The organism is Ignavibacteria bacterium (assembly GCA_025612375.1).
Classification (GTDB): Bacteria; Bacteroidota; Ignavibacteria; order Ignavibacteriales; family SURF-24; genus JAAXKN01.
In genome coordinates, this window is the sequence record JAAXKN010000064.1 from 1 (window position 1) to 14,209 (window position 14,209).

Here is a 14,209-nt window from a genome sequence, read left to right on the forward strand (position 1 = left end):
ATGCTTTCTTTCCCCTGTTCCATAAAGTCAGGCGAAAACTTTTTTACCATTTCCAGCATGGCTTCTTCTTTTTCACTGCCGGTAACTTCATAAGCTTTTCCAAATACAACAGCGCTTTCATAATTTACTGTAAAATCACCGGGCAATACCTCGCTGGCTCCAATAACGCAAAAAGACACCCTGTTGTCTGCCTTTATATTATCCAGCTTTTGCCCTTCCTTTGCGCAGTGAAAATAAATCAGCCCGTCTTTATACCAGTAGCTCATTGGAACGCCGTATGGATATCCGTCAGCGGAAGTAGTAGATAAAACACCATGCTCCCCTTTTTCAATAATCTCCTTTGCCTGGCTCTCACTTGCTGCATATTCAGCGCGTCTTATTACGCCTCTCATACTATTTCTCCGTTTTTTTATGTTTTCTTTTTTTTCGCACTATTTCAGTCCGGCAAACATAATAAATTTCCCTGTAATTCCGAAAATATAAACACCCGTTTTCTTTCTTGTTTGTTGTAATTCCTGTAATTACCTTATATCTGTTACAATGCGGGGGAGGAATAAAATGGATAAATTTCAGCAGCTTGAAGAAGAAAACCGTCACCTGAAGTCTTCTCTTGAAGAGCTTTCAATTCTGAACGAAATTGCAACAGCCGTTAATTCCACACTTTCTCTTGACAGGATTATCGGACTCATAGTTCAAAAGTGCATCAAACACCTGAAGGCCGAACAGGCTTCTGTAATGCTTCTGGGCAAAGAACACGACGAAACTGCATTTAAGACAATGATAAGAAAAACTGACCATTCTGTCTATAGCTTTGCATACCATCTTGACGACCAGATTACAGGATGGATTCTAAGCAGCAAGAAATCCCTTATTATAAATGACTTCCCGAATGACAAAAGATTTTTCAGGACACGCCAGGAAAGCCTTTCAATCTGCAATCTGATAAGCGTGCCTCTTTTCTTTAAGGGCGATATGACAGGCATTATATCGGTCTTCAACAAAAAAGACTCGGAACATTTTACACCCGATGATGAAAGGCTTCTTTCAATTATTGCCGCACAGTCAGCACAGATAATAGAAAACGCAAGGCTCCTTAAAGAGGAACAGACTTTAATGAGCATGCTGGAAGAAATGCGCATGGCTACACAAATTCAGGCCGATCTGCTTCCGAAGGAAATACCGCACCTTGCGCGATACCAGCTTACGGGTATAAGCATCCCGGCCAAGTCGGTGGGTGGAGATTATTACGACTTTATAAAAATGGATGAATCGGAATTAGCCTTCTGTATTGCAGACGTCTCGGGCAAGGGAATGCCGGCGGCACTTCTAATGGCAAATATTCAGGCCTCAATAAGGGGACAGGCTTTCTACAGGGCACAATGCCGCGAGGCGGTTTCTTTTACAAATAACCTGCTTTATGCCTCAACGGATCCGTCAAAATACGCAACACTCTGCTACTGCATTCTTGATACAAAAAGCCACACCTTAAGCTTCTGCAACGCTGGCCATAACCCTCCTTTTCTTTTTTCCCCGGGGAAAGAATGCTTAAGACTTACCGAAGGAGGCATTGTCGCGGGCATGATACCGGGCTTCCCTTATACCGGCAGCCATGCTGAAATAAGCCCGGGAAGCGTGCTTGTACTTTTTACTGACGGTGTTACCGAAGCGATGAATACAAGGGAGGAGGAATTTGGTGAAGAAAGGCTTATTCAGATAATAAGCCGTTCATTAGATGACAATGCAGAGAATATTCTTCACAATATTCTTTCTGAAGTAAACCTGTTTACAAAAGGCACTGAGCAGTTTGACGACATTACGCTTCTGGTAATTAAAAGAATGAAGTAGCTTATTGCATCTTTAAAACAGCACCGGCTTTAGCCGATAGTTTCATAAACTCAGGATCATTCTTGACAGGATCCAGGCGCGGATCCAGCATTAGCATTGCGAGGCCCATGTCGTACGGGTTATCAAGTGACCTTTTAAGGCATTCTATGGCCTGCTTATTTTCACCAAGAAGAATATATGTGTAAGCCCTGTCAATGTGATAGCGCCCCTGGAAAGAACTGTCTATTCTTCCAAGCTCCCTGAGCGCTTTTTCCTTTTCACCTGATCCCGCAAAGGCAATGGCAACTGAAAGCGGAACGCGCGAACGTTCATTGTGGTTCAGCTCTTCTTTTGCAAAGCTCACGCGTGCCGAATCGAAATTTACCCTCGCTTCATCAAACCTGTTAAGTGCTCTTAGTGCAATTGTGCGGAGGATAAACCTCTCGCGGTATTCCCAGTTATTAAGTACCGCAAGGGCATTTAAGTAGTCTCTCCTGTATAAGTAATTGTAGAATTTCATTACTGTTATGTAGTACGGAAATGTCCTGATATACCTTTCCCCTTCTTTTAGCACACCTTCTCCGCTTTTCAGGTCACCAAGCCCTAAAGCCAGTGCGCGGAATTTGATGCCGTACCCCTCACCGCTTTCAGGATCGGCGGAAATAAACACGTCTGCCCACCTGGCAGATTCTTTATAGCGGTGCAGATAAAAGTTATCCCACGCCAGGCTTGAGATTCCGGGGCTCCATTTGGGATTCAGCGCGTAGATTTTCGTGTCTATACGGAGAGAGTTCCCGGCATCCCCTATAATTGAATACAGCATTGACATAAGATACAATACGTCAATATTATTAGGCCTGGCTTTATCTGCTTTTTCCAGCTCCTCAATTGCCGCTTTCTTGTCATCCTTATACAGGAAGAGGTAATTTCCTTTTGCCATCAGGACTTCATGCCTGGATGGTGCCAGCTCCATCGCCTTATTTAAGGCCCGCTCATTTTTGGCTATTATGATATTCTTTTGCTTTTTCATTGAAGCAGGCAGATCGGTTAATACTGTAGTGTATGCCATCGACTGATATGCATATGCAAGCGTAAATGTTGTATCCAGTTTGCAGGCCTCTTCAAACATCTCAGCCGCTTTCAGGTTTCCGGCGTAGTCGAAAGAAGAATTCCAGTAGAACTTCCCTTTCTGAAAGTACTCATAAGCCGCCAGACTTTTTGTATCCTGTGTCTCTATTGAACGTTTCTCCTCGCTTCCCAGACTCACCTCAAGAGCCGAGGCAATCTTCTGCGCGATATCGCTTTGTATAGAAAAGATGTCGCCGTACTGCCTGTCGTAACTGTCAGCCCAGAGGTTCTTTTCTGTTTCGGCATCAATCAGCGTGGCAGTAACACGTATTTTGTCGCCGCTCCTTCTGGTACTTCCTTCAAGCACCACTCCAACGCCTAGCTCTGAGGCAATCTGCCTGACCGGCTTATCTGTATTCTGGTACTGCATAACAGAGGTACGGGCAATTACCTGCATCCCTCTTATTTTTGAAAGCTGCGTCAGTATGTCATCGTGAATACCTTCGGCAAAACCTTTATCCTCTTCTGAAGCCGTAATTGGATGAAATGGAAGTACGGCAATTGAAACTATATCTGCAGATGCTGTTTTATTTCGGATGAAGTAAAATATTATTGCCAGGGCAAGAATGAGTGCAGCAGCAGAAAGCAATAATATTTTATTGTTTACTTTTGGCTTAATTGCCTTTGAAACCTCAGTATAAGTACCTCCATGTTTTAATTCTTTTAAGCCAGCAATTACTTCATCCATATTTTTGAACCTCTCTGCGGGATCCTTCGAAAGGCATTTTTCAACAAATGCCTGCACCCCCAAAGGCACATTGTCTGTCATTTTATTTAATGCTTCAGGCTCCTGGTTCAGTATGGAGTATATCACCGCCTGATCGTAGTCTCCGCGGAACGGAAGCTGCCCGCTTAACATCTGGTAAAACACCACACCCAGCGACCATATGTCGGTCCTTTCATCAACTTTGTCCCCCCTGGCCTGCTCAGGCGACATATAGGCAATTGTTCCAATTGTAGTCCCAAGCTTTGTATTCACTATTGAGCTTCCGGACAACTTTGCCAGCCCGAAATCCAATATTTTAACTACTTTGTCTTCTGTTAAAAATATGTTGGAAGGTTTAATGTCCCTGTGGACAATTCCTTTATGGTGGGCTTTCTCAAGTCCATATGCGGCTTGAAGTATAATATCTAAAGCTTCATCAATCTCAAAATGACGCCCGCGCATTGCTTTATCAAGCGTATCCCCTTCATAGCAGTCCATGCAGATAAATATCTGCCCCTCACCGGTTTCCTCAATTTCATGAATGGTACATATATTATTGTGCTGCAGCGATGATGCTGCCTGAGCTTCCAGCATAAATCTTTGCTTTGCCTCCTCATCGCAAGAAAGTTCGGCGGGAAGAAACTTTAGGGCTACCGTACGGTGCAGCTTTGTGTCTTCAGCTTTATAGACCACCCCCATTCCCCCCGAGCCGAGTTTTCCGGTTATCTGGTAATGAGAAATAGTTGATCCGACTGTCATTTTCTTTTGAACCCAAGCCTATGAAATTATATGCATGTTAGGCGTCAATTTCAAGAATTTTGCCCGGGTGAAAATTTCTGTCCCGTCTTAATAACAGCAAAGCCCCGCATGTTTTGCGGGGCTTTGCATTATTGAGGGTACAATCCTTATCTGTTATTTAAGCAGAGTCATTTTTTTGCTCATCTGGAAATCATTTGCTCTCAGCTCATAAATATAAATACCGCTTGGCAAATCCGCGGCATTAAACGTTACTGAATATTTTCCGGCGTTCTGGCTCTCGTTTACAAGCTGTGCCACCTGCCTTCCAAGAATATCATAAACCCTTAAAGTAACCATTCCGGCCTTCGGTATTTCATAGGTAATGAAAGTTGAAGGGTTAAACGGATTAGGGTAATTCTGCACCAGGCTGTAACTGGAAGGAGTAAAATCTCTTACCAGTTCAACTGCAGTAGCTGTCTGTTCTGCCGTTAGAATTATGTAGCTGCTTGCAATTGGCTGCGAGAATGAAATTGTATTTGTAGCAGAATCCAGTTTTCCATTATCAACCGGCGTCCAGCTGTTGGTTGTGCTGTTCCAGTACTGTGCCTTGACTGTCTTCAGGTCATAGTTGCCGCCCTTAAGTTGGTTATTGGTAAAGTGAAGCTGCATCATAACCGGGCTGCCGAATGTAATATGGCCTCCGCACCCTGTCATGCCTCTCATCAGGTTTGTGCCGTTGTAATTAAAGAAGCCAACCTCGTAGGCTGCAAGGACTTTGTTCTTTCCTCCGCTCGGTACACTGCCCGGAAGCACTTCAATTATTTGTCCATACAGGCTGTCGGGCATCTTCATGCCGCCGCCCATCATGCCCCCGTTATTCCAGTCAGCACCCATCTGCATCCACGTTGATGAATCAAAAGGTGAAGTGAATTTCGTCAGTGTATCACTCTTGTGAACCCATCCGCCTCTTAAGCCTCTGCGCACCAGCGTGCTGTCGCGCCACAGCTGCCCGTTGATGGTATATACAATTACCATCTTCATTGCCGACTTTGGCAGAAGCCCGCCTGTTATTGTAACTGAATCCATGTCTTTAGGCCACTGCTGGCCTGCAGGAGGCTGATACCAGAATGGTCCCAGGTTAAGGAAGTAGTCGGGCTTCTGGTCTTTTGTTACGTCAATATAATACAGGTTATAAAGCAGTGTGGTGTCAACCAGTATTCTTCCTTTGAGCGTAACCGATTTAAGGCTGTCGTGCATAAAACCGAAAGCATTGCCGCGGCAGCTGTCTTTCATATGATCCCCCATGTGATCGTTGTCCTTGAGGTTATTCCACGCCGACTCATTGGGATCGCGCCAAAAGGCGCCGTCAATTTCATAGACTATAAGCGCTTTGGTTTTGTTCATTATAGTTCTCTTGCTTAAACCGCCTGTAATTGTAACTGTCTGCCCGTTTACCGGTCTTTTTGCCAGGCTGACACTGCTGTCGGGGTGATACCATACTGGTCCGAAATATAGTATATAATCGGCAGTACTGTCGCCATCCACATCCAGAGAATAAATGCTTGTAGGTTTAACAACACTGTCCGTCATTACTTTTCCGGTAACGGTAACAGTGTTAAGAGAATCGGAACGGAAATGCCCCCTTTGAGCATATGAGCTTGCCGCAAACAGCAGTAAAATAATTATCATTAAGTTTCGCCACGTATAGAACCTCATCTTATCCTCCTCTTTTTTATTCTTTCATCAGTTTCTTTTCTTATTCACAATTTTTATACGACATAGATTCATTTTTTATTTCAATTCCACTGGCACAATTAATAATCTATGACATTTCCCGATTGCTTTAAGTGCATTAATAAAGTGTACAAGGAATGCATAGTGAATTCCATTGCTAAATTGCCTCAAACATTTTATCAATATTAATTGGTACTTTTCTTCGGATTTTTGAGACAGGTTTTTGTTCGTGAAGTGAGGAGTATAAAAATGCCGGCTCTCTGCTCTCAGACGGCCGGCATCATATTGAATACTATCCTTTTTTACTTGCGGCTTCTTTGAGAGATTTCATGTTGCCCTGAGCCTTCATTTCCATCCTGGTGTTCTGAATGGTCTTATTGCTGGAAACAATGTCCGCCTTAAACTTCATCTGATAGCGCATGTCTCCCCCTTTTAAGATCATGTCAATCAGGCCTTTGCCCATTGTCCCTATATTCAGCTCCAGGGGGATCGATACTATAGCCGCCTGCTTTGCAGGCAGGTCAACTACCCCGTCCCTGTTCCCCTTGATCCAGTCGTTATCCTCAAGCTTTACCTGGTAGGAAAGATTTTTGAAACTTATATCAAAAATATTTTTATTCATTATCTCCATTTTTACCAGTATCGTTCCGCCATTAAGCCTTATCTTATCCAGCTTCACCCCCTTGATTTTCATGTCGGGGAAATACATCATCGGCATTAGCTTCGTGAGCGTCAGGTCAAAACGCTTCTTTGGCAGAAGCTTATTTTTAATATAAACCTCTGCATTAAGCTGAAAATAGCCGCTGTCTCTTTTTGCTGCTTCCATCTTTTTCATTATTGCTATCAGCTTCTTAAATTCCACTGAGACAGGAAGCGTTACCTTTGAGACCTTACTTGCCTCAATACGTAAAGCTTTGGAATACCTGCTTTCTGAAATTTGATCGCCCTCAAGAGCGACCGTATAAACCAGGCTGTCAATTTTAATACCTACGGGAGCCGGGTTGTAGATGTAGGCGTTAATGTTTACTTCTGCTGCATCGGACTTGAGATCCACAACCTGAATTTCTGCTTTCCTGAGCTTCGGGAGAAAACGTTCTGAGAGCTGCTTTTCTGAATGTGTAAGCTTTACAGCTAAATAACCGCCGGCGGCAAGAATTGCCAGAATTCCTATTACAATAACTATATACTTAAGTGCCTTCATAAATAACTTTGTACCAATTCATTTTAATAACTCATTAAACAATTAAAAAGGCAGACGAAGGCTGCCTTCTTAAAAAATATGGCAATAATAATTTGATACAAAGACTATTTTAACTGCCCATTCAATTTCAATAATCTTAGGCCCTTTTCAGCCTCCCAGGCACGCTTCTTTCAGGCTTTTCACATAGTCGGTTACAGTCGACATACTCTTTCCCTCTCTTACTTCAAAAAGCTTCTTAATTATGGCGCTTCCTACTATAACGCCGTCAGAAAAAGGCGCTATGCTCCTTATGCTTTCAGGGCTTGATATTCCAAATCCAATCAGCATTTTGTTTTTCTTTATCTTTTTCCGCGTTTCTTCCAGTGCCTGAAGAGTCTCTTTGGAAAAGCTCACTCTTTCCCCTGTTGTTCCATATACACTGACGCAATAGATAAATCCCCGGCTTAACTCATCAGCCTTCACAATTCTTTCTGTTGATGAATATGGGGTCGTAAGCATTACAGTATCCAGCAGTCCGTTGTTCGTTTCATAAAACTCATCATATTCATCAAGTGGAACATCCGGAATTATCACAGCGTCGGCTCCCGCGTTTGAGGCATCTGAAAAAAACTTTTCAAGCCCGTAATTTAATACCGGATTTGCGTAACCCATCAGAACAACAGGCTTTGACGTCCTGCTTTTAATTTTTGAAGTATATTCAAGTACGCACTTAATATTAACCTTATTTTCGAGTGCAATCTGCGATGAATGCTGAATCACAGGCCCGTCTGCAAGAGGGTCGCTGAAGGGAATCCCCAGCTCCAGTATATCAGCACCCGAATCCAGCACGCTTAAAGCCGTATCCGTAAAATTTTCCTTAAACGGGAAACCCGCGGTTAAGAACACAGAAAGCGCCTTTTCATTTCTCTTGTTAACTGCATCTATATGTTGGGATAGGTTCATTATAATTTATCCTCCATGTACCTGATTATGGTGTTAAGATCCTTATCGCCTCTTCCGCTTACGTTGACAACAACAATTTCACCCTTCTTTGTCTTCGGCACAAGGTGTTCCAGGTATGCCACTGCATGCGCGCTTTCCAGTGCCGGGAGTATTCCTTCATACCTCGAAAGATCAATTGTGGCTTTTACTGCTTCATCATCGGTTACTGAAACGTACTGAACCCTATGCTCATCTTTAAGAAAACTGTGCTCGGGCCCGACGCCCGGGTAATCCAGCCCCGCTGAGATCGAGTACACTTCATTTATCTGCCCGTCGCTATCCTCAAGAACATAAGTCCTCATTCCCTGGAATATTGCGTCTTTACCCAGGGTAAGTGAAGCACAATGCTTTCCTGAATCTATTCCAAGCCCTGCTGCCTCAACGCCAATAAGTTTAACGTCTTCATTTAAAAACCTGTAGAACATACCCATTGCATTGCTGCCCCCTCCCACACAGGCAAGTATATAGTCCGGCAGCCTCCCCTCAGCCTTCTGGATCTGGCGGTAGGTTTCATTACCGATCACCGACTGAAAATCCCTCACTATCTGTGGGTACGGATGAGGCCCTACAACAGAGCCGATTATATAATATGTATCCTTGACATTAGCCACCCAGTCGCGTATGGCTTCATTTGTTGCATCCTTCAGTGTCCTGCTGCCGGAGGTAACAGGCCTTACCTCGGCTCCCAGCATTTTCATTCTGTAGACGTTCATCTTCTGGCGCTCAATATCGGTCTCACCCATAAAGATCTCGCACTTAAGACCGAACTTGGCACAGACTGTTGCCGTAGCAACCCCGTGCTGCCCGGCTCCTGTCTCGGCAATAATTCTTTTCTTCCCCAGCCTTTTGGCCAGAAGGATCTGCCCTAAAGTGTTATTCAGCTTATGGGCTCCCGTGTGGCAAAGGTCCTCGCGCTTTAAGTATATTTTTGCCTTCCCGTAGCGCTCGGTCAGCCTTTCTGCAAACGTCAGCGGCGTCTCGCGCCCGTTATAGTTTTTCTGAAGATCATGAAATTCAGAAATAAATTTCTCGTCAGTCTTTACTTTGTTGTAGAGCGCTTCCAGCTCTTCCAGGGCATTTATTAAAGTTTCCGGGACAAACCGCCCTCCATACTTCCCGTATTTGCCCTTACCTTTGGGCTGCTTGTATTCACTGTTATCAATCATTTATTCCACCTTTTATAATTGCTTTCATCTGTAATTATTCAGAAGATTAAAAAATTCTTTCACCTTAGCGTGATCTTTCTTTCCAGGTTCGCTTTCCAGTGAGGAAGATAGATCAACTGCATAAGGCCTTATTGTACTATATATGTAACCTATATTGGAGGCCGATACGCCTCCGGCCAGAATGATTCTGCTTTTAATATCGTCTGGTATTATTTCCCAGTTAAAACTTTTTCCCGTGCCTCCAAGCTGATTGCCCGCAAAGGAATCCAGAAGTGCCCTTGCATTCCTGTATGAATCAAGAATTGAAAAATCAAACCCCTCCTTTATCCTGAAACTTTTTATTGCGGGATACATGATCTTACTTACCTCTTCAGGCTTTTCATCTCCATGCAGCTGTACGGCGCTTAATCCGAGATGCCCGGCAGCCTCGTTTACCCTCTCAGCAGTCTCATTTACAAATACACCTACTGTTTTAGTTTCCGGATTCAGCTTTCCTATTATTTCCCCTGCGGCACTGTATTCAACAAACCTCTGGCTCTTTCTGTAAAAAATAAAGCCCAGCATATCGGCCCCTAAAGCCTCACAGAGCAAAGCATCACGTGCGTTTGTTATACCGCAAACTTTCACCTTCATTTTTTGCACCACTCCCTTAATTCCTTTAAGGCTAAGGCAACATCACTTTTCCTCATTAAATGCTCCCCTACAAGAATGGCTCCGGCTCTGGTATTTTTTATTACTTCAACGCTTTCACGGCTTTGAATCCCGCTTTCAGAAACTATAACAACATCTGAAGGCAATGCACGCGATACATCCGAAGTTGTTTTCAGATCTGTTACAAAATTTTCAAGATTACGGTTGTTGATCCCGATGAGCCTGTTCACGCTGAAATCGATTTTCTCAAGCTGCCTTTCTGAATGAACTTCAAGCAGTACTTCAAGCCCTGCCTCCGTGGCTGCATGTGTGAGTTCCGAGATCTGGCTTTTTGAAAGCGCCTCAGCAATAAGGAGCATTGCATCTGCCCCCTTCGCCTTTGCCTCATATACCTGGAATATGTCTATTATGAAATCTTTCCTTAAAACAGGGATTGTCCTTATCTCTGCTATATCCCTAAGAAAATCAATACTCCCCTGAAAGAACTCTTTATCTGTAAGAACAGAAATTGCACTGGCTCCGTTTTCCATATATGTGTGTGCAATTTCAAGATGATTAAAGTCCTTTCTTATCAGCCCTTTTGAAGGGCTTGCTTTTTTAACTTCAGCGATAATTGATAGATTTTGCTCACTTTCAATTTTGCCCTTTAAGCTTAAAACACTTCTTTCAAAATAAGGCGTTTCCTGAAAGTCCCTCAGGCTGTACCTGCTCCGGAGGCATTTTACTTCTTCTTTTTTTGCTTCAATAATTTTGTCCAGAATACTCATGCTGCTTTTGCTCCAAAGTGTTTGAGGCTGTTCAGCTTTGCCAGAGCTGCTCCGTTTAATATAGATTCCTCTGCGGCCTGTCTGCAGTCCATAAGGTTGTCCGAAAAATCCGCGCAGTAGAGGGCCATAGCGGCATTGGCTGCAATTACATAGAACGCTGAATTCTTCTTCCTCTTTTCAAAAAGGTCCAGTATTATTGCCGCATTGTCCTCAGGTGTATTCCCCCTCAGCTCATCAATTTTTACTTCCGGGTAATCAAAAGTTTCATTTGATATCTCATAAAATGAACCCTTGCCGCCTTTAGAATATTCATAAACGCATGTGGGCTCGGTAAGTGAAATTTCATCAAACCTGTCACCCGTATTAATAAAACACACTTTGTCCATATCCAGGTACATCGCGGCTTTTGAAAGCACTTCGGAGGCATCCTTGTTAAAAACCCCGATTAGCTGCTTTCTTGTCCCGGCAGGATTTGTAAGGGGCCCCAGAAGATTGAACACGGTTTTTATCCCGAGCTCTTTTCTTACAGCGGCGGCATATTTCATTGCAGGATGATAGTTGGGCGCAAACAGAAAGGCTATCCCGACTTCATCAAGCGCCCTGGACGTATCCTCTGCCGGCAAGTTTATGTTTATGCCAAGCTCAAGGAGCACGTCGGCGCTGCCGCACTTGCTGGAAATTGAACGGTTGCCGTGCTTTGCCACTCTTGCACCCGCGCCTGCAACAACAAAAGCCGTAGCTGTTGAAATGTTGAATGTTCCCGAATAATCGCCCCCGGTTCCGCAGACGTCAATAAGATTGCTTGTATCTGTATTAACCTTTATGCTTTTATCCCTCATGGCCTTTGTAAAGCCTGCTATCTCTTCGGGCGTTTCCTTCTTTGCCTTTAAGGCAATCAGAAATCCCGAAAGCTGGGATGTATTAATATTCCCGCTCATTATCTGATCCATAACGTAATAGGACTCATCAAAAGAAAGGTTTTCTTTTGAAATCACTTTTTCCAGGTATTGCTTCATCATAGTTCTAACCAGTTATTAATTATTTTTTTGCCTTCCGTAGTTAATATCGATTCCGGGTGAAACTGTATCCCTTCAACCGGATAGCGTTTATGCCTTACCCCCATAATAATTCCGTCACAGGTTTCAGCCGAGATCTCAAGATCTTCTGACAAGCTTTCTCTTTCGATTATAAGAGAGTGATACCTTGTAGCTTTGAACCTCTGGCTTATGCCCTTAAATATTGTACGCCCGTCGTGCTGAATTTCCGAGGTCTTGCCGTGCATCATTAAAGGAGCTTTGATGATTTTGCACCCGAAACTATAGCCTATTGCCTGATGCCCCAGGCACACGCCGAGAGTTGGAACCTTCCGGCTGAACTTCTCCAGCACCCCCAGTGAAAACCCGGAGTCTTCGGGGCGCCCGGGACCAGGTGATATAACAATCTTATCCGGAGAAATTCTTTTTATCTCCTCTTCATCTATAAAGTCATTCCTTCTTACCGCCAGCTCATGCCCGAAGCTTCCCAAAAGCTGCACAAGGTTGTAAGTGAATGAGTCGTAGTTATCAATTACAAGTATCTTCATCTATCCCTCCAGCATATATTAAGGCACGGCGTAACACTTCTGATTTATTTCTTATCTCTTTTTCCTCAAGCTCCGGAATGCTGTCGGCAACAATTCCTGCTCCTGCCTGCCAGTGTATTTTGCCTCCTCCGGCAAAGAGGGTCCGTATTGCAATGCACATATCCATGTTCCCTGAAAAATCTATGTGCCCTATCGCCCCGGCATAAACGTTCCTACTCTGCCTTTCATACCCTTTTATAAGCTGCATAGCCTTTATTTTCGGCGCTCCTGTTACAGTGCCTGCCGGAAAGCACGCCTTAAGTGCATCCACACAGTCTTTTTCACTATCCAGCTTTCCTTCCACACGTGAGACCATGTGCATTACGTGTGAATACCTCTGCACCGCCATCTGCTGCACAACTCTAATTGAATTAAATTCACATACACGCCCAAGGTCATTCCGCCCCAGGTCCAGGAGCATTACGTGCTCAGCCTGCTCCTTGGGGTCACCTACAAGCTCCTCCTCCAGCTTTTTATCTTCTTCCGGAGTCCCGCCCCTTTTTTTTGTGCCTGCAATTGGCATCGTTTCAACTGTGCGGCTTTTAACTTTTACAAGGTTCTCCGGCGAAGTGCCGATAACGGTTAGCCTGCCTCCGAATTCAAGAAAGTACATATAAGGTGATGGGTTCAGTATTCTTAACGCCCTGTAGACGTTCAGGAGGTCCCCTTCATAGCCCGAAGAAAACCGCTTTGAAAGCACTATCTGGAAAATGTCCCCTTCTGTGATCCTCTTTTTGCTTTCAAGCACAAGAGCCTTAAATTCACTGCTCTCGATGCTCGTTTCAACCTCACCGGTAAGATGGAAATCGGATTTGAAGTCAACTGCCCCTAAAAGCTCTTTCCTTAGTTCCGAAAGCTTCTCCTTTGCCCGATGAAATGCGCTTACAAGGTTTGTACTTCTTTCTACAGGAACATTGGTAATTAAAATGATCTGGTGCTTGTAGTGGTCAAATGCAATCAGCGTTTCATAAAGCCCCAGAATGGAATCCGGGTTTTCACTTTCACATCCCTTAAAATCGATCACGTTTTCTATCAGCCCTATGTTCTCATAACCTATATAGCCCACAAGGCCGCCCGTAAAGAAAGGGAGCTCGTCCAGGACCGGGCACCGCCTTAAGTTCATCTCACTGCGTATATAGTCAAAAAGATTCTTTTTTATAACAGTCTCTTTGCCCCCTTCCGAAACGGTAAGATTTTCCCCGTGATTGAAAAAGAATTTCTTAGGATCTTTCCCAATAAAAGAATACCTGCCAAGAGCCTCTTTCCCCTCAACCGATTCCAGAAGGAAGCAGTGTCTGTCCTCCTGCCTTATCTTAAGGTATGCAAGAACAGGCGTCAGAAGGTCAGCCGTAATTACTTCATAAACCGGTATAAGGTTATACTGAAGAGCCAGTTTTTCAAAATCTGTAAATTTCATCTTATTCCCATGTACAAAAAAAAAGCCCTTCTTAGTAAACTAAGAAGGGCTTTTTAAGGTTAAATATAATAATCTATTACTCCGCTTTAATTCACTAAGTCTCCATATATAATTATACGCCACCAGCTTCCCCAAGAGGACTTAGTTAAATTAAAGCTATATGTTCTGTTTTGTGTTTTCATAAATCTGAGGTGTAATATATTAAAATTTCCTTAGATGAATCAAGAGTATTTTACAAACTTTTTTTAATTCCCAATATTTTTTAAAGATTAAAG

Annotated in this window: 12 protein-coding genes; 1 reads left to right on the plus strand and 11 read right to left on the minus strand. The window is 43.6% G+C overall.

Going from position 1 to position 14,209, the window contains the following annotated elements; genetic code table 11:
* A partial coding sequence (locus tag HF312_20370) for a pyridoxamine 5'-phosphate oxidase family protein (protein MCU7522580.1) occupies positions 1-392 on the minus strand: 392 nt, incomplete at its 3' end.
* A 166-nt stretch (positions 393-558) separates the two neighbouring features.
* Here HF312_20370 and HF312_20375 point away from each other — a divergent pair.
* Positions 559-1,845: a SpoIIE family protein phosphatase gene (locus tag HF312_20375; protein ID MCU7522581.1), complete on the plus strand. Its 1,287-nt coding sequence runs from the start codon at positions 559-561 to the stop codon at positions 1,843-1,845.
* A gap of 1 nt (position 1,846) precedes the next feature.
* Here the strand turns inward: HF312_20375 and HF312_20380 are convergent, their stop codons facing one another.
* The 10 genes from HF312_20380 to HF312_20425 form a co-directional block, all read right to left on the minus strand.
* A complete protein-coding gene (locus tag HF312_20380; protein ID MCU7522582.1) occupies positions 1,847-4,417 on the minus strand; it encodes a protein kinase in 2,571 nt (856 codons plus the stop codon).
* A gap of 153 nt (positions 4,418-4,570) precedes the next feature.
* The gene (locus HF312_20385) at positions 4,571-6,085 is read right to left on the minus strand and encodes a T9SS type A sorting domain-containing protein (GenBank protein ID MCU7522583.1); all 1,515 of its coding nucleotides are present in this window, start codon (positions 6,083-6,085) and stop codon (positions 4,571-4,573) included.
* Between the two features lie 337 nt (positions 6,086-6,422).
* Complete coding sequence (locus HF312_20390) at positions 6,423-7,331, minus strand: LEA type 2 family protein (GenBank protein ID MCU7522584.1); 909 nt, start codon at positions 7,329-7,331, stop codon at positions 6,423-6,425.
* 147 nt (positions 7,332-7,478) lie between these two features.
* Positions 7,479-8,273 (minus strand): tryptophan synthase subunit alpha, encoded by a 795-nt coding sequence (locus HF312_20395; protein ID MCU7522585.1) that lies wholly within the window; start codon positions 8,271-8,273, stop codon positions 7,479-7,481.
* On the minus strand, positions 8,273-9,478 hold the full coding sequence (gene trpB / locus HF312_20400; protein ID MCU7522586.1) for a tryptophan synthase subunit beta: 1,206 nt from the start codon (positions 9,476-9,478) through the stop codon (positions 8,273-8,275). The genes HF312_20395 and trpB overlap by 1 nt, the downstream gene beginning before the upstream one ends.
* Positions 9,479-9,502: 24 nt before the next feature.
* Complete coding sequence (locus HF312_20405; protein MCU7522587.1) at positions 9,503-10,111, minus strand: phosphoribosylanthranilate isomerase; 609 nt, start codon at positions 10,109-10,111, stop codon at positions 9,503-9,505.
* A complete protein-coding gene (gene trpC / locus HF312_20410) occupies positions 10,108-10,896 on the minus strand; it encodes an indole-3-glycerol phosphate synthase TrpC (GenBank protein MCU7522588.1) in 789 nt (262 codons plus the stop codon). Before trpC ends, HF312_20405 begins: the two co-directional genes overlap by 4 nt.
* Positions 10,893-11,915 carry an anthranilate phosphoribosyltransferase gene (trpD, locus tag HF312_20415; protein MCU7522589.1) on the minus strand — a complete coding sequence of 341 codons (1,023 nt, stop codon included), beginning with the start codon at positions 11,913-11,915 and terminating at the stop codon, positions 10,893-10,895. The genes trpC and trpD overlap by 4 nt, the downstream gene beginning before the upstream one ends.
* Positions 11,912-12,478 carry an aminodeoxychorismate/anthranilate synthase component II gene (locus HF312_20420; GenBank protein ID MCU7522590.1) on the minus strand — a complete coding sequence of 189 codons (567 nt, stop codon included), beginning with the start codon at positions 12,476-12,478 and terminating at the stop codon, positions 11,912-11,914. Before HF312_20420 ends, trpD begins: the two co-directional genes overlap by 4 nt.
* Positions 12,459-13,934: an anthranilate synthase component I gene (locus HF312_20425; protein MCU7522591.1), complete on the minus strand. Its 1,476-nt coding sequence runs from the start codon at positions 13,932-13,934 to the stop codon at positions 12,459-12,461. The genes HF312_20420 and HF312_20425 overlap by 20 nt, the downstream gene beginning before the upstream one ends.
* Between the last annotated feature and the right edge of the window lie 275 nt (positions 13,935-14,209).